Origin of the sequence: Moritella sp. F3 (assembly GCF_015082335.1) — a bacterium.
Taxonomy (GTDB): Bacteria; Pseudomonadota; Gammaproteobacteria; order Enterobacterales; family Moritellaceae; genus Moritella.
The window spans coordinates 67,849-88,015 of the sequence record NZ_BLRL01000009.1 but is presented as its reverse complement, the minus strand read 5'-3'; the positions used below and the strand labels follow the sequence as shown (position 1 = coordinate 88,015).

Genomic DNA, 20,167 nt, shown 5'->3' with positions numbered 1-20,167 from the left:
ATAGTTGCGCCAATTATGGCAGTATAGTTACCATATAGTTAAAGCAATCATGACGACATTTATGTCGGTAATCGTGGCTTAAATCTCATTAAAAATGAAAGAACATATTATGACAAAACGTTTATTAGTGATGGCCGGTGGTACTGGCGGTCACGTATTTCCTGGTATTGCGGTAGCGAAACATTTAGAGCAAAAAGGCTGGGCGATCCATTGGATTGGTACTGCTGACCGTATGGAAGCTGATTTAGTACCACTGCATGGTTTTGATATTTCGTTTATTGATATTTCCGGTGTGCGTGGTAACGGGCTTAAGCGTTTATGCGCAGCGCCGTTTCGGATTTTGAAGTCAGTACTGCAAGCGCGTAAAGTGATGCAAGACTTTAAACCTGATGTGGTATTAGGCATGGGCGGTTTTGCCAGTGGACCGGGCGGCGTTGCTGCTTGGTTACAAGGTATTCCTGTGGTTTTGCATGAGCAAAATGCCGCAGCGGGTTTGACTAATCGCTTATTAGCTAAAATAGCTAAGCGGGTATTAATGGCATTTCCTGGTGCGTTTACACAAGGTCAATTAGTTGGTAACCCGGTGCGTGAAGATGTGCTTGCATTGCATCAGCAAGTGCGAGTTAAACAAGATAAACTGACGGTATTAGTGGTTGGTGGTAGCTTGGGGGCGAAAGTATTAAATGATACTTTACCTGCTGCGCTGGCATTATTACCGCAAGATAAGATTTGCGTGCGTCACCAAGTGGGTAAAAACAATACAGCTAAAGTGAGCAGTGCTTATCAAGCTGCTGGTGTGAGCGCTGAAATTTTAATAGCTGATTTTATTGATGATATGGCGCAAGCTTATGCACAAGCAGATGTGGTAGTCTGCCGCGCTGGCGCGTTAACGGTTTCTGAAGTTGCTGTTGCTGGACTCCCTGCTATTTTTATTCCATTACCGCATGCGGTGGATGATCATCAGACTAAAAATGCCCAATCATTAGTGGCTGCGGGTGGTGCTGTGTTGATACCACAACCGCAATTTAATGCTGCCGATTTGGCCAAATTATTACAGCAGTGGATTGATGATGAATCGCGCCTTGTGGCGATGTCAGAGGCGGCAAAAACCGCTGCTATTCTAGATGCTACTGAACAGGTCGCAATGGCCTGTTCAGCGTTAAGTGAAGAGAGATAAATAATGCCTGAACAAAAGATCGCACAACTCAGAACTATGGTGCCGGAGATGCGCCGTGTGAAAACTATCCATTTTGTTGGTATTGGTGGCGCAGGCATGGGCGGTATCGCCGAAGTATTAGCTAACGAAGGTTACCAGATTACTGGTTCTGATCTAGCGCCAAATCCAGTGACTGAACGCTTGGTTAAATTAGGTGCCAAGATTAACTTCGAACACACAGCTGAAAATGTATTGAATGCTAGTGTTGTCGTGGTCTCTACCGCGATTGATTTAAGCAATCCAGAAATTATTGCAGCACATGAAAATCGTATTCCAGTGATTAAACGTGCGGAGATGCTTGCGGAATTAATGCGTTTTCGTCATGGTATCGCTATTTCTGGGACGCACGGTAAAACGTCGACGACGGCCTTAGTGACAGGCATTTATCATGAAGCCGGTTTAGATCCTACCTATGTTAATGGTGGCCTAGTTAAGAGTACTGGCACTAATGCTGGTTTAGGAACTAGCCGTTATTTGATTGCGGAAGCGGATGAAAGCGATGCGTCATTCTTATTATTACAGCCGATGGTTGCTGTGGTGACGAATATTGAAGCTGACCATATGGATACTTATGGCGGTGACTTTGCAAAGTTAGAAAAAACCTTTATTGATTTTCTCCATAATTTACCATTTTATGGCCTTGCGGTAATGTGTGCTGACGATGCCGTTATTCAAAAGTTGATCCCTGATGTGGGTCGTCAGGTGGTCACTTACGGTTTTTCTGAGCATGCCGATGTACGCATTGTTGATTATGTGCAGCAAGGTCATCAGAGTCACTTCACTATTTGTCGTAAAGATCGTGAAGACTTACGTGTAAGCTTAAATTCGCCAGGACAACATAATGCTTTGAATGCTGCCGCAGCTGTTGCTGTTGCGACTGAAGATGGCATTGCTGATAGCGCAATTGTAACTGCACTCGCTAATTTTGCTGGTACTGGTCGCCGTTTTGATCATCTCGGTGAATTTGATTCAGGTGCTGGTAATGTGATGTTGGTAGATGATTATGGTCATCACCCAACCGAGGTTGATGTTACTATTACCGCAGCGCGTGCTGGTTGGCCGGAAAAACGTTTAGTATCGATATTCCAGCCGCACCGTTATACCCGTACGCGTGATTTATACGAAGATTTTGCTAACGTCTTATCAAAAGTTGATTTGTTGTTATTATTGGAAGTATACCCTGCTGGCGAAGAACCCATTCCGGGTGCTGATAGCCGTTCACTTTGTCGCAGCATTCGACAACGAGGTAATATCGAGCCGATTTTTGTAGCAAGCCCTGACGAATTACCAGCGATTCTCGCTGAGCATTTGCAAGAAGGTGATTTAGTGTTGACTCAAGGTGCTGGTAATGTCGGTACACTGGCTAAAGACCTCGCTGCAATGGCAATGGATGTGGATACGATGAAACAATGGAAGAAGTAATCATGAGCGCAACAAGTACTAAGAAAGTAGCTGTATTATTTGGTGGTAATTCTGCGGAACGTGAAGTATCACTTAAATCTGGCGCAGCTGTGACTGCTGGTTTACAACGTGCAGGTGTTGATGCGCATGCATTAGATACTGCGGAATACGATGTTAACCAACTTAAGGGTGATGGTTTCACCCATGCATTTATCGCCTTACACGGTCGTGGTGGCGAAGATGGCGTAATGCAGGGCGCGTTAGAACAGCTTGCGATTCCGTATACAGGTAGTCGTGTATTAGGTGCCGCATTAGCAATGGATAAGATCCGTACTAAACAAATATGGCAGGCACAAGGTCTACCCACGGCGCTTTATCGTATTGTTACGCCAACAGATTTTAGTACTGACATTGCCAGTAATATTATTGCTGAACTCGGCTCTCCGGTTATCATTAAACCGGCGAAAGAAGGTTCGAGTATTGGTATGGCGAAAGTACATAACGTGGCGGAATTAGCAACCGCGGTAACGGCTGCTTTTGAATATGATAACGAGATCCTTATCGAACAATGGATTGAAGGACCTGAGTTTACTATCGCCATTCTTGGTGACGAAGTATTACCGGTTATTCAGCTTAAAACGCCTAATACGTTTTATGATTACCAAGCTAAGTATCAATCTAATTCGACGGAATACTTGTGTCCTGCACCGATTACGGATGTCCAGCGTTTACAATTACAAGCTTATGCATTGCAAGCATTTCATGCGGTTGCCGCTGAAGGTTGGGGCCGTGTTGATGCGATGCTTGATGCGCAAGGTCAGTTCCAGTTATTAGAAGTGAATACAGTACCAGGGATGACCGAAAAAAGCTTAGTGCCTATGGCTGCAAATGCAGCAGGTTATGATTTTGAAAGTTTAGTGTCTAAGGTATTAGCGCTTGCGCATTGATCGATGTATTAAGCGACGTATTTAATTATGACTACTGCCACGATAACACCGGAAACTGAAGTGCAAGAGGATCATATCTATGCACTGACGGAGCTTGAGATTCAAGCGGATGAATCCTGCGCTGAAGAATTTGGCCCGTCACGTTTGCAACGTGGCTTAGGTTTGCTTTTCTTCTTTATGGTGATAGTGTTTTTCAGTTGGATGTTTAGCAGTATGGAATCTTATCTGACAGATGCGAGTAAAATGCCTATGTCAGCATTGATTATTCAAGGTGAGCGTGAGTACGTTAGTGATGATGATATTCGAACTGTATTGTTACAAAAACCAGCGATAGAAAATTATTTTTCAGTTAATGTCGATGATATCCAAGAAAAAATCGAATCATTACCTTGGGTTTATCATGCATCGGTACGTAAAAGTTGGCCTGATTTATTACGCGTGTATATTCAAGAACAACCAGTTGTTGCGGTCTGGAATGATAGTCAATTATTAAATGAAGATGGGATTGTATTCGATGCTGATGTTAATATGGCACCAATATCATTAGTGAAACTTTATAGCCCTAATGATAGAATTAAACAGACGCTGGCTAAATACAATGAATTCAATGGATTACTGCAGCTTAACAACTATCAGATAATAACAATGACAATGAATTTACGTAATGCAATAACGGTTGTATTAAGTAATGGTATTATGTTGCGCTTGGGGCGAGAGGATGCAATATCTCGTATTCAGCGTTATATCGACTATGTCGCAGTATTGGATAAAGAAAAAATAGCCTATATAGATTTACGTTACGATACAGGTTTCTCAGTTGGCTGGAAAAATGACAATAAAGAGTAGTGATAATGACTAAGTCGATGGAACGAAAATTAATTGTAGGTTTAGATGTCGGCACATCAAAAATAGCCGTTGTTGTGGGTGAATTATTACCTGATGGCGAACTAAATATTATCGGTTTAGGCGAAAGCGTATCGCGCGGCATGGATAAAGGCGGCGTTAACGATCTTGAGTCTGTCGTCAAAGCGGTACAGCGTGCATTGCAAGACGCAGAATTGATGGCTGATATGAAAATATCGTCAGTCTATCTAAGTATTTCGGGTAAACACATTAGCAGCCAAGATGAAATTGGCATGGTGGCGATTTCAGAAGATGAAGTCACACAAGATGATGTAGATAATGTGATCTATACTGCAAGGTCAGTGCGAATTCGTGACGAACATCGAATTTTACATGTGATCCCGCAGGAATATGCTATTGATTATCAAGAGCGCATTAAAAACCCTGTTGGTTTATCAGGCGTTCGCATGAAAGCCAAGGTACATTTGATCACGTGTCACAATGACATGGCAAAAAATATTGTAAAATGTGCTGAGCGCTGTGGCTTACAGGTCGATAAACTCATTTTTTCTGCCTTAGCGTCAAGCTACGCTGTAGTCACTGATGATGAAAAAGAGCTCGGTGTATGTGTGGTGGATATCGGTGGTGGTACTATTGATATCGCGGTATTTTATGATGGTTCGTTACGCCATACATCAGTATTTTCTTATGCGGGTAATGCAGTTACTAGCGACATCGCATATGCATTTGGTACACCACCTGCAGATGCCGAAAATATTAAAGTTAAGTTCGGTTGTGCACATGCAAGTTTACTACAGCGTGATGATACCATCGAAGTCGCGAGTGTTGGCGGTCGACCATCGCGCACTTTACAACGACAAACACTTGCAGAAGTGATAGAACCTCGATATTCTGAGCTATTCGGAATGGTTGAAGCTGAATTAAAAACTGTTTTAGAGTCATTAAAACTGGAAAAATTAGCTGCAGGGATCGTCCTTACTGGTGGCGCTGCACAAATTGAAGGTTTGGTTGAATGTGCCGAAGGCGTATTTAACTCTCAAGTTAGAATCGGTAGCCCTTTAAATATTAATGGATTAACTGAATATGTAAATACACCAGTGTACTCAACAGCGGTTGGCTTACTTCAGTTTGGTAAAGAACAACAGTTCGAACCAACAACAGAAGTAGTCATAGAGAAGAATAATTGTAATCAGCTACTTAAAAAAATAATGAGCTGGTTCAAAGGCGGGTTTTAAACCCCAATAAGATTTTTTGGAGAAATTACCATGTTTGAATTACTAGATGATAGTAACGATGAAGCTGTCATTAAAGTCATTGGTGTCGGTGGTGGCGGCGGTAACGCAGTTGACCATATGGTCAGTGAAACAATTGAAGGTGTTGAATTCATTGTGATTAATACGGATGCACAGGCATTACGTAATTCAGCCGCTGGATCTGTTATTCAAATCGGTAACACAATAACAAAAGGCTTAGGTGCGGGTGCAAATCCTCAGGTAGGTCGTGAAGCTGCAATGGAAGATCGCGATGCAATCCGGGAGCACCTACAAGGTTCAGATATGATCTTTATTGCTGCCGGTATGGGCGGTGGTACAGGTACTGGTGCAGCGCCTGTTGTCGCTGAAATTGCAAGAGAGTTAGGCATCTTAACGGTAGCGGTAGTGACTAAACCTTTCTCTTTTGAAGGCAAACGTCGCCTGACTTACGCGCAAGCGGGTATTGATGCATTAAGTGAGCAAGTTGATTCTTTAATCACTATTCCTAACGACAAACTACTGAAAGTATTAGGTCGTGGTGTAAGTTTATTAGATGCGTTTAAAGCAGCAAATAATGTCTTACTCGGTGCAGTACAAGGTATTGCAGAGTTAATTACCCGTCCTGGTCTGATCAACGTGGATTTCGCCGATGTGCGCACTGTGATGAGCGAAATGGGTACTGCGATGATGGGTACTGGTGTGGCATCTGGTGAAGATCGTGCTGAAGAAGCAGCGGAAGCCGCTATCTCAAGTCCATTACTGGATGATGTCGATTTAGCGGGCGCACGCGGTATTCTAGTAAATATTACAGCTGGTCTAGATATCAACATTGAAGAATTCGAAACAGTGGGTAACTCAGTTAAAGCGTTTGCATCTGACAATGCAACGGTTGTTGTGGGTGCGGTAATCGACCCTGAAATGACAGATGAATTACGTGTAACGGTTGTTGTGACTGGTATTGGTGCTGAAAACAAACCTGATATTACGTTAGTACCAACACCGGTGAAAAAAGTAGAAGAAGCGAAAGTTGAACCTGCGAAAATTGAAGAAACAGCTAAAGCGACAGTGATTGCTGCCGATAGTAAAGTTGATGTGCAGAATGTTGCACAGCAAGTAGCAGTTGGTGAAAGCAATACGACTACGGCAACCAAAAGCGAACCGGACTATCTTGATATTCCCGCGTTCTTGCGTCGCCAAGCTGACTAATACTTTACGGTATAGTTGCTAGAATATGATTCAGTCTGATGGGTTATTTTTAGCCTAAAGATTGAATTGTATAAGCTGTGTTTGGAACGGTGATTTTGCATTTGAACTGTGGCTGTGGTAAATTGCTCGGCCTCGCGTTGGAGTGTGGGATTTAAATAGGGTGACATTAATGATTAAACAAAGAACATTAAAACAAGCTGTACGTGGGACCGGCATCGGTCTACATTCTGGCAACAAGGTTACCCTAAATCTTCGTCCAGCAGCAGCGAATACCGGTATTATCTATCGCCGTATCGATCTCGACCCTGTGGTTGATTTTAAAGCAGCAGCAGACATGGTAAAAGATACGATGTTGTGTACTTGCCTTATTAGCGAAGATGGTCACCGTATTTCTACAGTCGAACATATTAATGCGGCGTTGGCTGGCCTTGGCATCGATAACATTATTATCGAGGTTGATGCAGCTGAAATTCCAATTATGGATGGCAGTGCTAGTCCTTTTATTTTCTTGCTGCAAAGCGCGGGAATTGAAGAACTTAACTGTGCTAAGAAATTTATTAAAATCAAGCAACCTATCCGTGTTGAAGATGGCGATAAATGGGCTGAATTCTTACCGTCGAATCATGGTTTTATCATGGATTTACGTATTGAGTTTGACCATCCGGTATTTGAAGGCCAAAATCAGCATATTCGCGCAGATTTTTCCGGCGATTGGTTCCATCAAGAAATCAGTCGTGCACGTACTTTTGGTTTCATGAAAGATATTGAATATCTACAATCACAAAACCTCGCACTAGGCGGTAGCTTAGATAATGCGATTGTGGTTGATGAATTCCGTATTCTAAATGATGACGGTTTACGTTATGACGATGAGTTCGTTAAACATAAAGTACTTGATGCTGTTGGTGACCTGTACTTATCAGGCCATTCAATTTTAGGTGAGTTTAGAGCATTCAAAACTGGCCACGGCATGAATAACTTATTATTAAGAGCATTACTTGCTAATCAAGAAGCGTGGGAATTTACCACGGTAGATGAAGCTCAAGATGCACCAATTCGTTGGTTAGAGCCAAATTTAACGCTAGCGTTATAACCTAAAAGACTGGCGTTATAATCTAAACAAATAGGTTTAGTATCTCGGAACTGATATTACAAATCAGCGCTAAGATAAATACAGATAGAATTGTGGCATCAAATTGTTTATATTTAGTGCCACACATTCATCAGTTAAAATAAGATTATGAGCGTTACAGTTACTTACTCGAATAGTAAAAACAGCTATTCTAAATTATTTAATCTCTACTTCTTCATATTTGCCTTAATTGCTGTCATTGCAGTTTCGATTGCGTCTTCTTGGTTTCTCTATTCAAATTATTCTTCTCAAGCCATTCAGCTTAAAATTGCCAAAACGCAGCAAAAATATCAACAACAAGCCGATCAAGTCCTTGCGCTACGTCAAGAAACAGATTTGAAAATAGCCGTGTTTGCGAGTAAAGTTGGCATGATGCAAGCGGAAGTTAACCGTTTGAGTTTATTAGGTGATGAATTGGCTAAAGATGCCAGTTTGACGCGTGGTGAATTTGATTTTATGCTAAAGCCTGCTATTGGTGGTCCTGTGGATACCGATACAAGTTATGCTGTTGATTTACAAACCTTGCTTGAAGAGATGGATTTACTGTCATTAGAAGTAAATAATCGCTCACAACAGCTTTCACTACTTGAAACTATGCTATTGAATCACAATATAACAGATGAGGCTGTGTTATCTGGTCGACCTGTTATTGAACGAGGTTCTTGGTTATCGTCCCATTATGGTGTGCGTAAAGACCCTTTTACAGGGCGAGCAACCATGCATAAGTGCGTTGATTTTGCAGGCGATAATGGCATGAAGATTATTGCTACGGGCGCAGGTGTTGTCACTTGGTCCGGCAGACGTTCAGGTTATGGACTGTTAATCGAAATAAATCACGGAAATGGTCTGTCGTCACGTTACGCCCACTCTAAAGAGTTAATTGCCAAAGAAGGTGATGTAGTAGGTAAAGGGCAAACTATTGCTATTATGGGAAGTTCAGGGCGCTCTACTGGACCTCATGTGCACTACGAAGTGCTAAAATCGGGACGACAAGTCGATCCTAAACGCTATGTTTATCGCTAAAATGCTTTAAATTTCAAATAGATTCACAATAACTTTTGGTCATAAAATGTTAACTAATATAATTACAAAAATAGTCGGTAGCCGCAATGACCGCATTTTAAAAAAATTGCACAAAGTTGTAAAACAAGTTAATCAATTAGAAACAGATTTTGAAGTATTATCAGATGAAGAACTAAAAGCCAAAACGGTTGATTTTCAACAACGTTTCGCTGCTGGTGAATCACTTGATAGCATGTTAGCGGAAGCATTTGCGGTTGTACGTGAAGGTTCTAAGCGTGTATTTGGCATGCGTCACTTCGATGTACAGTTATTAGGTGGTATGGTTTTAAATAATAACCAGATCGCGGAAATGCGTACGGGTGAAGGTAAAACACTAACGGCGACACTACCTGCTTATTTAAATGCTTTAACAGGTAAAGGCGTACATATTATTACGGTGAATGATTACCTTGCTGCACGTGATGCGGAATGGAATCGTGAACTATTTGAATTCCTAGGGCTAACTGTTGGCTTGAACGTGTCTGGCATGGATAACATGGCTAAACGTGAAGCATATGCAGCGGATGTCACTTACGGAACCAATAATGAATTTGGTTTTGATTATCTGCGTGACAATATGGCGTTCGAACCACAACAGCGTGTAATGCGCCCGCTATACTATGCGGTAATCGATGAAGTGGATTCAATCCTAATTGATGAAGCGCGTACTCCGCTGATTATCTCTGGCCCTGCCGATGATAGCTCTGAATTGTACACTAAAATTAATACCATCATTCCTTTGCTAGAACAGCAAGAGCAGGAAGATACTGAAGAATATACTGGTGATGGTCATTACACGGTTGACGAAAAGAACAAGCAAGTATTATTGACTGAAAATGGTCAAATTAAAGTTGAAGAGATGCTCAAAGAGCGTGGCTTATTAAGCGAAGAAGATTCTTTATTCTCAGCCGGTAATATTTCATTATTACATCACATCAATGCGGCATTACGTGCGCATACATTGTTTGAAAAAGATGTTGATTATATTGTCAGTGATGACGGCGAGATTGTTATTGTTGATGAGCACACTGGCCGTACTATGCCTGGTCGTCGCTGGTCTGAAGGTCTACATCAAGCGGTAGAAGCCCGTGAAGGTGTAAACATTCAAAACGAAAACCAAACATTAGCATCAATTACCTTCCAGAATTATTTCCGCATGTACGAAAAACTGTCAGGCATGACGGGTACTGCTGATACTGAAGCTTTCGAGTTCCAATCGATCTACAGTCTAGAAACAGTTGTTTTACCGACGAATAAACCAATGGCACGTAAAGACTTTGGTGATCTTGTTTACCTGACTGCGGATGAAAAACACGTTGCGATCATTGAAGATATTAAAGATTGCGTGAAGAGACAACAGCCTGTCTTGGTTGGTACGGTATCGATTGAGAGTTCTGAATTACTGTCGAACCTACTGAAAAAAGACAAAATTAAACATAACGTATTGAATGCTAAGTTCCACGAACGTGAAGCTGAAATTGTAGCTGATGCGGGTCGTTCTGGTGCGGTCACTATCGCAACCAATATGGCCGGTCGTGGTACTGATATCGTGTTAGGTGGTAATTGGCAGACTGAAGTTGATAAACTGAAGAAACCAACCGAAGCGCAAATTGCACATATCAAATCAGAATGGCAAGTACGTCACGATGCAGTACTGACTGCAGGTGGTCTACATATCATCGGTACTGAACGTCATGAATCTCGTCGTATTGATAACCAATTACGTGGTCGTTCTGGTCGTCAGGGTGATGCTGGTTCAACGCGTTTCTATCTATCAATGGCCGATCCGCTTATGCGTATTTTCACATCAGACCGTATTACTGGCATGATGAAGAAATTAGGCATGGAAGAAGGCGAAGCGATTGAGCATAAATGGGTTACACGCGCGATCGAAAATGCACAACGTAAAGTTGAAGGCCGTAACTTTGATATTCGTAAATCATTACTTGAATTCGATGATGTTGCCAATGACCAACGTAAAGTGGTTTATGAGCAACGTAACGAGTTAATGGAAGCGGAAGATATCAGTGAAACGATGATCGCGATCCGTGAAGACGTGCTTAATGCAGTTATGGATGCTTACATTCCACCACAGTCATTACATGAAATGTGGGATATCACCGGTCTAGAACAACGTTTACGTGCAGACTTCATGCTTGAATTACCTATCCAGCAGTGGTTAGATGATGATAATAAATTGTATGAAGAACAGATCCGCGAACGTATTATGACGCAAGCTAACGAAGCTTACACAGCGAAAGAAGATGCTGTGGGTGCACAAGTTATTCGCCAATTTGAAAAAGCTGTGATGTTACAAACACTAGACGGTTTATGGAAAGAGCACTTAGCGGCGATGGACCATTTACGTCAAGGTATTCATTTACGCGGTTATGCTCAGAAAAACCCGAAACAAGAATATAAGCGTGAGTCGTTTGAACTGTTTACTGAAATGTTAGAGAACCTAAAATCAGATGTGGTTGGTGTGATCTCTAAAGTGCAGGTGCAAGCACCTGAAGATGTTGAAGCAGTTGAAGCGCATCGTCGTCGTGGTGAATCATTACCGCAAAATATGAGCCATGCAACAGCTGAAAATCAATTGGCTGACGAATCGGCAGTTGATGAAGCTGAAACGTTTGTGCGCCAAGGTCAGAAAGTAGGTCGTAACGATCCGTGTCCTTGTGGTTCAGGTGCTAAATTCAAACAGTGTCATGGTAAATTAAGCTAATAACGCTAACTAACCGATACTATGATTGAAATAAAAAGCGCTAAAGCAGCAATGTTTTAGCGCTTTTTGTTAACTGCCATTTAATGATCTAAATTTTAAGAGAACAAATCATGAAAATAGTCCATGTTGCAGCTGGTATCATCGTTCGTGATCAGCAAGTATTTATCAGTAAGCGTAGCTCAGAGCAGCACCAAGGTAACAAGTGGGAGTTTCCAGGTGGTAAGGTGGAATCTGGAGAATCAGTGCTTGAAGCGCTAACCAGAGAGCTTAAAGAAGAGGTAAATCTTGATGTACTTAATGCCGATGTATTTCACCAGCTAGAATTTGATTATGGTGACAAAATAGTGCAATTGGATTTTTATCTTGTGGATGACTTTGTAGGTGTGGGTAAAGGTCTTGAAGGGCAGCAAACTGCGTGGGTTAATATCAATGCACTAGCTGACTATCAGTTCCCTGAAGCGAATCAAGTGATTGTTGAGATGTTAATGGCTCAGTTTTCCTAAGCCATCCATCGATTATATTTTTAACTTATGCCACTAATCGAACTCGTAACCTTTAGGTTGGAGTTCTTGTGGTGAAACATCTTCACCCGGGATCGCACGCTCTTCACTTGCCCATTCGCCAAGATCAATCAGTTTGCAACGGTCACTGCAAAATGGGCGAAATTCATTAGTAGCTACCCATTCAACGGGCTTTTGACAGGTTGGGCAATTTACTTGCATGGTATATCCTAAATAAGCAGTGCTTGAAAGTGGCTAGTCTGCCATGGCTGCTGTCGCTAATTCAAGAAATTTCTGATGTAACACAGCTGCATCTTTGATGACTTGTTGACGGTCGTTATTCACAATGACTGAATCAGCTGCTGCGAGGCGTTGTTTACGTGTTGCTTGTGATTGTAATATGGCAGAGGCTTGTTGTGCTGAGACGTTATCACGCGCAACCGTTCGTTCTATCTGAACTTGTTCTGCGACATCAACAACCAGTACGTGATCGCATAATGTTGTCAGGTTGTTTTCAACTAACAGTGGCACCACGAGTAAAGTATATGGTGAATCACTTGCAGCGAGTTGTGCTAATAATTCAGCGCGGATAAGCGGGTGTAATAACGCATTTAACCATTGTTTATTAGCATTATCAGAAAATATTTTCTCACGTAATAATCCGCGATTTAAACTGCCATCATCCAATAATATACTCGAACCAAAGTGTGCGCTGATTTGTGCTAAGCCATCACTACCAATGGCGACCACTTCTCTTGCGACAATATCGGCATCGACTACATTAATGCCTTCGCTAGCAATAATATCGGCGACAGTGGTTTTGCCTGATGCGATCCCGCCGGTTAATCCAACAACATACATAGCGGCTGACCTTAATAGATAAAGTTAATTAAATAGAAATCAACAATTTGATCGCCCCAAATAAGGTACAACCAACCGGCAATGGCTAAGTAAGGGCCAAATGGGATTGGGTTGCCTTGGGTATGTTTCTTTAAGGCAATCTGGGTAATACCTATGATAGCTCCTGCAAAAGAAGACAGCAGTACGATAGCTAAAATTGATTGCCAGCCGAACCAAGCACCAAATGCAGCTAATAGTTTGAAATCACCATAGCCCATGCCTTCTTTACCGGTTAGCAGTTTAAAACCCCAGTAAACAGACCACAATGATAGGTAGCCAACAATTGCACCTATGATGGCATCCGATGGTGTTACCCAAGCATAATTAACGTTTAGAAATAATCCTAACCATACTAGTGGTAAGGTCATTTGATCGGGTAATAGCATCTTATCAATGTCGATAAAAGTCAGTGCCACTAAGGTCCACGTTAAGATCAACGCGCCAGCTAATTGGATGCCATAAGGGATATATAAAGCCACGACAAGTGAGAGTAAGCCGGTTAATAATTCAATGCTTGGGTAGCGGGCTGAAATTGGATTAGCACAACTGCTGCATTTCCCTCTTAATATTAGCCAACTAATCACTGGAATATTTTCTAATGCGGTAATTTTATGACCACACTTAGGGCAAGCTGAGCGGGGTAATAATAAGTTAAATTTAGTTGTTTCAGATGCAGACTTAATTTCAGCTGTTTTACATTCATCGCTAAAATAAACAGTACACTCTTCTTTCCATTCACTTTCCATCATAATTGGTAAGCGGTAAATGACGACATTCAAGAAACTACCGACGAGTAGACCGAGAAGGGCAACCGTTAACCATAATAGCCAAGGTGTGAGTTGAAAGAGTAGCGCTAAGTCTTGCATTTTAATTACCTGTACAGATCAGATGAAGAGATAAATATTAATTGAAATAAGATGATAGCAAACTCGCCACTGAAAAGCTGTTAAAGCGACAAGCAATGCATGCGTTGTGACAATCAATTACATAATACTGCCCATTTCAAAGATAGGTAGATACATCGCAATAACAAGACCGCCAATGACAACACCTAGTACTACCATTATCATGGGTTCGATTAAGCTAGTAAGTCCATCAACGGCATCATCAACTTGCTGCTCATAAATGTGCGCGACTTTGGCTAACATATCGTCGAGGGAACCTGACTCTTCGCCTATCATCACCATTTGCGTCACCATATCAGGAAATAGGTTGGTTGAGCGCATCGCGATGTGCATCTGTAACCCGGCGATAACTTCATTACGCATTTCCATTACCCCATTTTTGTAGACAATATTACCGGATGCACCCGCTGCAGAAGTCAATGAATCTACAAGGGGGATACCAGCGGCAAAGGTCGTTGATAGGGTTCTGGCGAAACGAGCCATTGCCCCCTTATGCATAATGGGCCCGATAGCTGGTACCTTGAGAATAGTACGTTCGCTGATGTGTTTGACTTTTATCGAGCGTTTGTTGGCTTTAAGGTAAATATAAGGTAATCCGAATAATATACTAACCACTAAGTACCAAAATTGACTGACAAAATCAGAAATCGATAACACAAAGAGGGTAAAAGGCGGCAGCTCGGCGCCAAAGCTAGCGAAGATATCTTTGAATTGCGGGATGACATACAGCAATAAAATAAGCGTGACGACAACAGCAACCGCAACGATCATGACGGGATAGAGCATGGCTTTTTTAATTTTAGATTTGAGCGCCTCGGCTTTTTCTTTGTAGGTGGCAATGCGATCATAAATACTGTCCAATGAACCGGACTGTTCACCAGCGCTGATCAAATCACAATATAAATCATCAAAATAAAGCGGGTGTTTACGTAAGGTATCTGACAGTGTCGTACCTGTTGCGACTTCGGCTGCAACCTCTCCGATTAACGATCGCATGGCCGGGTTGTCATGGCTACGCGCTATAATTTCTAAACTTTGTACTAAAGGTACACCAGCATTAAGCATAGTGGCTATTTGCCTAGAAATGACGGCAATATCCATGGCTTTAATTTTTTTACTTGTCGCCGAAAATAATCCTGTTGATTTGCGTTTGGCTTTTAACACATTGACGCCCTGACGGCGAAGCTCAACTTTTAGATTGCTTATGCTTTCAGCCTGCATTTCACCACTGACTTTTTTACCTTTGCGGTTAACGCCTTGCCAGGTATATGGATAGCGTTTTTTTACGGCTGATGGAGTGCGATTACGGGTTGTTTTAGTTGCTGTGACCATGATGCTATCCTTAGCGAATGGTATGCTGAATATTTTAATGACTGGTGATACGTTCAACTTCAAGTAAGCTGGTTACACCGTCGATCACTTTTTGTAATGCTGATTGGCGTAAAGTATCCATACCTTCTTGCTGGGCTTGCGTACTCAGTTCCAGCGAGTTACTGCCCGTTAAGATCATTCTCGCGATCTTATCTGACATCGGCATGACTTCGTAGATCCCTACGCGACCTTTATAGCCTTTGGTACATTGCTTACAGCCGATGGCTTTAAAAGAAGTGATACCGTGATTAATTTGTTGCTGATTAAAGCCAAGCTTAGCTAATTCAATTGCAGGGATCTCTTCTGGTTTTTTACATTCATTGCAAAGTCTACGCCCTAGGCGCTGAGCGATGATCAAACTCACCGATGAGCCAATATTATAAGCGGGTACGCCCATATTAGATAATCGCGTTAGTGTCTCTGCAGCTGAATTGGTATGCAGTGTTGATAATACTAAGTGTCCGGTTTGCGCTGCTTTGATCGCAATCTCTGCCGTTTCAATATCACGGATCTCACCGACCATGACGACATCAGGATCTTGGCGTAAGAATGATCGTAATGCGGTGGGGAAAGTTAACCCCGCTTTAAGGTTGATCTGAACTTGATTGATACCAGAGAGATTGATTTCAATAGGATCCTCGGCTGTGGATATGTTGCGTTCAATGGTATTAAGGATATTAAGCCCGCTGTACAAGGAAACTGTTTTACCACTACCAGTGGGGCCGGTGATCAAGATCATGCCTTGTGGCTTTTGTAATGCCGTGAGGTAAAGGGCTTTTTGTTTATCGTCATAACCAAGAATATCGATATTGAGACTGGCTTGGTTAGAATCGAGGATCCGCATTACTACTTTTTCCCCCCACATAGTTGGTAAGGTACTCACACGCAGATCGACGGATTTGTTTTTTGATAATTTTAATTTGATACGGCCATCTTGCGGGATCCTGCGCTCGGCAATATCGAGTTGTGCCATGACTTTTAACCGGGCTGAAAAACGCATGGCTAAGTTTACCGGTGGTGATACCATTTCATGTAAGATCCCGTCGATACGAAAGCGTACGCGGTATTTAAATTCATAGGGTTCAAAGTGAATATCCGAGGCACCTTTTTTGATCGCATCCAATAGGATCTTATTCACGAATTTAACAATCGGCGCGTCATCTGCACTGTCTTTATTATCTTGCTCTAATCGTGATTCGCTATGATCAACTTCCAGATCATCGATATCGGTATCATTCAGATCGCCAAGTGCATCGATATCATTCTCTAATACGCTTTCTAAGGCTTTTTGTAATTGCAGTTCATCAACCAACAATACTTCGGTATGTAAACTAAAGCTAAAGGCAAACTCTTCTAATGCGCTCACATTAGTCGGATCTGACATGGCCAGATATAAAGTTTGTCCTTGTACATAAATCGGCAGAGCATGGTGTTTTTCGATGAGTTTTTCATTGAGTAGGTTGGTGGGGATCTCTTCGAGTTTAAAGGTCTCTAAATCGAGTAACGGTACACCATATTCACGTTCGAGTAATTTTGCTAATACCTGACTGCCAATGATATTACTGTCGACAAGCAGGGTTGTGAAGGCTTTACCCTCCAGTTTTGCGCTTTGTAGCAGCGATGGGATCTCTTCTACTGCGAGGTATGCATGTGCGACCAGGCTGTGAGCCAGGCCGCTCGCGTTATGCTTGTGTTGCATTAGGGCTTAGCAATAGCCTAATGTGACGCAAGTACCTGAAGCCGCTCGAGTCCATTCAACTCGTCCGTTAGCCATTGTTCCTGCTAATATATAAGTCGCATCGTCTAGTTCTGACTCACCTGTAGCCTGAATTGTTGCTACATTACCGCTCAAAGTCACTGATACATCATTAACAATAGCTGTATTATATGCACCTGAAACTGCTGTTGTAGCTTGGGTTGCACAGTTAGTGACTGAACCACTTGTTTGGTAGCATATTTCAACAGCGGTTTTAGCTGGACCTGTAGCTGCAATTACTTCTGAGAACTGGGCTCGTTGGGTATATTTTTGATATGCAGGCATACCGACTGCAGCCAAAATTGCCACTATCGCCACTACGATCATTAACTCTATTAACGTAAAACCTTGTTGTTGTGTTTTCTGTTGTACTCTCATTTTTTATATCCTTATAAAAATTACCAAATAGTCCTTTAATCATCAAATGGTATGAGACATCTGATGAGTTGGATTTATTTAAACGCTTATTTAACATCCTGTATACATAAATTTAACGATCGAGATCAAGTTATAAGACAATTAGTCACTGTAATCACTTGATTTATTGACATAAAAAATTATTGCACTAAGGGTTTTTAAGTGTAAATACGGTGATTAGCAGACTATTTATAGATGAATGACTGAATTGCGGGTAGGAGATAGGTATTAATATTATTTGCCGATATCGGCTTGGTTATTTATTTAAAATGTAAAAAGCACTACCGTAAAATGGCAGTGCTTTGTATTTTAGCATTACTTTAGAGTTAGTCTTTAGAATTAACTGCTAGCTAAATCCTATCGATTACTTAATAAAACGCATCGATAGGTCTGTTGCTTGTACATGTTTAGTTAGCGCGCCAACCGAGATGAAATCAACACCGGTAGCAGCAAAGCTCGCTAATGTATCAATCGTTACATTACCTGATACTTCTAATTTTGCTTTACCTTGGTTTAATTCAACCGCTGCACGCATCATCGGAATATCGAAGTTATCTAACATCACAATATCAGCGCCAGCATCTAATGCTTGTTTTAGTTCTGCTAAACTTTCTGTTTCAACTTCAACTGGTTTACCTGGTTGTAGCTCTTTAGCTTTAGCAATCGCGTTTTTAATACCACCACAGGCCATGATGTGGTTTTCTTTAATCAGGTAAGCATCGAACAAACCGATACGGTGATTTTTACCGCCGCCACATGTTACTGCGTATTTCTGTGCAAAACGTAAGCCAGGGATTGTTTTACGGGTATCAAGTAATTGACATTTAGTGCCTGCTAACTTATCGACATATTCTTTTGTTAATGTTGAAACGCCCGATAATGTTTGCACAAAGTTTAGTGCATTTCGCTCGCCTGTGAGTAATGTACGAGCTGGGCCTTCTAACGTGAATAGCGTTTGATCAGCAGCGACTAAATCACCGTCTGCGACAAACCAAGTCACTGTTACCGTATCACCAAGCTGGTGGAACACTTCATCAACCCAGGCTTTACCACAAAATACCGCTTGGTCACGGCTGATCACTTTCGCCTTCGCTTGTGTTTCTGCTGCGATTAGATTTGCGGTGATATCACCTTCTGCCACACTTTGACCACCAAGGTCTTCAGCTAATGCAGTACTTACTGCGCGGCGTATTTCTTGTTGTAACATAATAATTCCTAGGTCGATTAAAAACTAATATTCACTTAACGTGAGGGTTTTGCCTTGCTGGACTAATTTAACTTGTTTTAATGCATTCATACCGAGCAGAATAGTATCACCTTGCATATAGGGATTAATATTCGCACTGAGATCGTAAAGTGTTAATTCACCAACCGATAAACTATCTAGGCGGGTTGAGAATACTTCAATGACACCATTCGCAGTATTGACTGATTGACTATAGCCAGCGGTTAAGCCGATCTGTTCGGCGACGTTTGCCGGTATTGAAACCTGCGTCGCGCCAGTGTCGAGTAAAAATTTTACCTGATAACCATTTATATAACCATTAGTAACATAGTGTCCGGCACGATTTTGTTGCAGCATTACCACAGCATTGCCATTTTGTTGATAACTTTCTGGCGTACGATTGGGGTTTTGTTGATTCGATAAATAATTATTGAAGAATAGCGTCATGACAATTAACCCACTTATCCAGGCGATATAAGTCATGGCTTTGGCAATTTTTTGATTTCCATCCATTGTCTTTCTCCATTGTCTTTTTTCAGTATAAACAGGTTTATTTATTGGCTGTTCATTTTACTGATCCCGCTCTGTATTTTACAGACTCAGGGCTGTATTTTACGGACGTAGCTATGTTATTGCTAACGATATCATTGTAAAGTGAAGTAATTATAAGTAGTAGTCTTGAATAGCATTAAATTCGATTATAGTCAGAAGGTATGAATACAGTGGTAAATAGACAAGCAGATTCAGGAATATTGGCGAGTGCTGATTTTTTATCATCGCCACATTTTGATGACCGCCCAAGCGACGTAGATATCGATTTACTCGTGATCCATTGCATTAGTTTACCCCCAGAGCAATATGGCGCTGATTATGTCGAAGACTTTTTTCTAGGCAAGTTAGATTGTAGTCTACACCCTTATTTTCAAAAATTAATCTCGGTAAGGGTATCTGCGCACTTATACATCCGTCGAGATGGCCGTTTGATCCAATTTGTTCCCTTAGCTAAACGCGCTTGGCATGCCGGACTCTCTGAATTTGCAGGGCAATCCCGTTGTAACGATTTTTCGATTGGTATCGAGCTTGAGGGGGATGTTAATCATCCATATACGGCGGCACAGTATCAATGCCTGACAAACGTGACCCGAGACATACAAACCCGTTATCCATTAATCACTCAAGCACGTATTACTGGTCACAGTGATATCGCCCCGAACCGTAAAGATGATCCCGGTCCGTATTTTGACTGGCAACATTATTTCGCATGTTTAAATTCGAAGGACAATTAAT

The 20,167-nt window shown here is 41.7% G+C and carries 19 protein-coding genes; 11 read left to right on the top strand and 8 right to left on the bottom strand.

Annotated elements, in window-relative coordinates; translation table 11 throughout:
* Positions 1-109 precede the first annotated feature (109 nt).
* The 10 genes from murG (at position 110) to mutT (ending at position 12,309) form a co-directional block, all read left to right on the top strand.
* Positions 110-1,177, top strand: coding sequence for an undecaprenyldiphospho-muramoylpentapeptide beta-N-acetylglucosaminyltransferase (gene murG, locus JFU56_RS15170; RefSeq protein WP_198438128.1), 1,068 nt, complete (start codon positions 110-112; stop codon positions 1,175-1,177).
* Positions 1,178-2,638, top strand: coding sequence for a UDP-N-acetylmuramate--L-alanine ligase (murC, locus tag JFU56_RS15165; RefSeq protein WP_198438202.1), 1,461 nt, complete (start codon positions 1,178-1,180; stop codon positions 2,636-2,638).
* The gene (locus tag JFU56_RS15160) at positions 2,626-3,564 is read left to right on the top strand and encodes a D-alanine--D-alanine ligase (RefSeq protein WP_198438127.1); all 939 of its coding nucleotides are present in this window, start codon (positions 2,626-2,628) and stop codon (positions 3,562-3,564) included. Before murC ends, JFU56_RS15160 begins: the two co-directional genes overlap by 13 nt.
* A gap of 27 nt (positions 3,565-3,591) precedes the next feature.
* Entirely contained in the window at positions 3,592-4,410 is an 819-nt protein-coding gene (locus tag JFU56_RS15155; protein WP_198438126.1) for a cell division protein FtsQ/DivIB, read from the top strand.
* A gap of 5 nt (positions 4,411-4,415) precedes the next feature.
* Positions 4,416-5,663, top strand: coding sequence for a cell division protein FtsA (ftsA, locus tag JFU56_RS15150; RefSeq protein WP_198438125.1), 1,248 nt, complete (start codon positions 4,416-4,418; stop codon positions 5,661-5,663).
* 30 nt (positions 5,664-5,693) lie between these two features.
* On the top strand, positions 5,694-6,887 hold the full coding sequence (ftsZ, locus tag JFU56_RS15145; RefSeq protein ID WP_198438124.1) for a cell division protein FtsZ: 1,194 nt from the start codon (positions 5,694-5,696) through the stop codon (positions 6,885-6,887).
* A gap of 169 nt (positions 6,888-7,056) precedes the next feature.
* Positions 7,057-7,980, top strand: coding sequence for a UDP-3-O-acyl-N-acetylglucosamine deacetylase (lpxC, locus tag JFU56_RS15140; protein WP_019442605.1), 924 nt, complete (start codon positions 7,057-7,059; stop codon positions 7,978-7,980).
* A 147-nt stretch (positions 7,981-8,127) separates the two neighbouring features.
* Entirely contained in the window at positions 8,128-9,042 is a 915-nt protein-coding gene (locus JFU56_RS15135) for a M23 family metallopeptidase (protein ID WP_198438123.1), read from the top strand.
* A 46-nt stretch (positions 9,043-9,088) separates the two neighbouring features.
* Positions 9,089-11,806 (top strand): preprotein translocase subunit SecA, encoded by a 2,718-nt coding sequence (gene secA / locus JFU56_RS15130; RefSeq protein ID WP_198438122.1) that lies wholly within the window; start codon positions 9,089-9,091, stop codon positions 11,804-11,806.
* Positions 11,807-11,916: 110 nt separating this feature from the next.
* Positions 11,917-12,309 (top strand): 8-oxo-dGTP diphosphatase MutT, encoded by a 393-nt coding sequence (mutT, locus tag JFU56_RS15125; RefSeq protein ID WP_198438121.1) that lies wholly within the window; start codon positions 11,917-11,919, stop codon positions 12,307-12,309.
* 33 nt (positions 12,310-12,342) lie between these two features.
* Here the strand turns inward: mutT and yacG are convergent, their stop codons facing one another.
* The 8 genes from yacG to JFU56_RS15085 form a co-directional block, all read right to left on the bottom strand.
* Complete coding sequence (gene yacG / locus JFU56_RS15120) at positions 12,343-12,528, bottom strand: DNA gyrase inhibitor YacG (protein WP_198438120.1); 186 nt, start codon at positions 12,526-12,528, stop codon at positions 12,343-12,345.
* A gap of 33 nt (positions 12,529-12,561) precedes the next feature.
* A complete protein-coding gene (gene coaE / locus JFU56_RS15115; protein WP_198438119.1) occupies positions 12,562-13,167 on the bottom strand; it encodes a dephospho-CoA kinase in 606 nt (201 codons plus the stop codon).
* Positions 13,168-13,178: 11 nt separating this feature from the next.
* Entirely contained in the window at positions 13,179-14,072 is an 894-nt protein-coding gene (locus tag JFU56_RS15110) for an A24 family peptidase (RefSeq protein ID WP_198438118.1), read from the bottom strand.
* Between the two features lie 117 nt (positions 14,073-14,189).
* Positions 14,190-15,443, bottom strand: coding sequence for a type II secretion system F family protein (locus tag JFU56_RS15105; RefSeq protein ID WP_198438117.1), 1,254 nt, complete (start codon positions 15,441-15,443; stop codon positions 14,190-14,192).
* Positions 15,444-15,477: 34 nt separating this feature from the next.
* Entirely contained in the window at positions 15,478-17,181 is a 1,704-nt protein-coding gene (gene pilB, locus JFU56_RS15100; RefSeq protein WP_198438116.1) for a type IV-A pilus assembly ATPase PilB, read from the bottom strand.
* A gap of 6 nt (positions 17,182-17,187) precedes the next feature.
* A complete protein-coding gene (locus JFU56_RS15095) occupies positions 17,188-17,616 on the bottom strand; it encodes a prepilin-type N-terminal cleavage/methylation domain-containing protein (RefSeq protein ID WP_198438115.1) in 429 nt (142 codons plus the stop codon).
* A 403-nt stretch (positions 17,617-18,019) separates the two neighbouring features.
* On the bottom strand, positions 18,020-18,862 hold the full coding sequence (gene nadC / locus JFU56_RS15090; protein ID WP_198438114.1) for a carboxylating nicotinate-nucleotide diphosphorylase: 843 nt from the start codon (positions 18,860-18,862) through the stop codon (positions 18,020-18,022).
* Positions 18,863-18,886: 24 nt separating this feature from the next.
* Complete coding sequence (locus JFU56_RS15085; protein WP_198438113.1) at positions 18,887-19,393, bottom strand: TIGR02281 family clan AA aspartic protease; 507 nt, start codon at positions 19,391-19,393, stop codon at positions 18,887-18,889.
* Positions 19,394-19,602: 209 nt separating this feature from the next.
* Here JFU56_RS15085 and ampD point away from each other — a divergent pair, with 209 nt between their 5' ends.
* Positions 19,603-20,166: a 1,6-anhydro-N-acetylmuramyl-L-alanine amidase AmpD gene (gene ampD / locus JFU56_RS15080; protein ID WP_198438112.1), complete on the top strand. Its 564-nt coding sequence runs from the start codon at positions 19,603-19,605 to the stop codon at positions 20,164-20,166.
* The last annotated feature ends 1 nt before the right edge of the window (position 20,167 follow it).

Coding starts and splice junctions, on each gene's coding strand:
- JFU56_RS15110 (WP_198438118.1), bottom strand. CDS start 14,072: ATGCAAGACTTAGCGCTACTCTTTCAACTCACACCTTGGCTATTATGG.
- lpxC (WP_019442605.1), top strand. CDS start 7,057: ATGATTAAACAAAGAACATTAAAACAAGCTGTACGTGGGACCGGCATC.
- JFU56_RS15085 (WP_198438113.1), bottom strand. CDS start 19,393: ATGGATGGAAATCAAAAAATTGCCAAAGCCATGACTTATATCGCCTGG.
- pilB (WP_198438116.1), bottom strand. CDS start 17,181: ATGCAACACAAGCATAACGCGAGCGGCCTGGCTCACAGCCTGGTCGCA.
- secA (WP_198438122.1), top strand. CDS start 9,089: ATGTTAACTAATATAATTACAAAAATAGTCGGTAGCCGCAATGACCGC.
- murG (WP_198438128.1), top strand. CDS start 110: ATGACAAAACGTTTATTAGTGATGGCCGGTGGTACTGGCGGTCACGTA.
- yacG (WP_198438120.1), bottom strand. CDS start 12,528: ATGCAAGTAAATTGCCCAACCTGTCAAAAGCCCGTTGAATGGGTAGCT.
- mutT (WP_198438121.1), top strand. CDS start 11,917: ATGAAAATAGTCCATGTTGCAGCTGGTATCATCGTTCGTGATCAGCAA.
- JFU56_RS15155 (WP_198438126.1), top strand. CDS start 3,592: ATGACTACTGCCACGATAACACCGGAAACTGAAGTGCAAGAGGATCAT.
- JFU56_RS15095 (WP_198438115.1), bottom strand. CDS start 17,616: ATGAGAGTACAACAGAAAACACAACAACAAGGTTTTACGTTAATAGAG.
- JFU56_RS15135 (WP_198438123.1), top strand. CDS start 8,128: ATGAGCGTTACAGTTACTTACTCGAATAGTAAAAACAGCTATTCTAAA.
- nadC (WP_198438114.1), bottom strand. CDS start 18,862: ATGTTACAACAAGAAATACGCCGCGCAGTAAGTACTGCATTAGCTGAA.
- coaE (WP_198438119.1), bottom strand. CDS start 13,167: ATGTATGTTGTTGGATTAACCGGCGGGATCGCATCAGGCAAAACCACT.
- JFU56_RS15160 (WP_198438127.1), top strand. CDS start 2,626: ATGGAAGAAGTAATCATGAGCGCAACAAGTACTAAGAAAGTAGCTGTA.
- ftsA (WP_198438125.1), top strand. CDS start 4,416: ATGACTAAGTCGATGGAACGAAAATTAATTGTAGGTTTAGATGTCGGC.
- JFU56_RS15105 (WP_198438117.1), bottom strand. CDS start 15,443: ATGGTCACAGCAACTAAAACAACCCGTAATCGCACTCCATCAGCCGTA.
- ftsZ (WP_198438124.1), top strand. CDS start 5,694: ATGTTTGAATTACTAGATGATAGTAACGATGAAGCTGTCATTAAAGTC.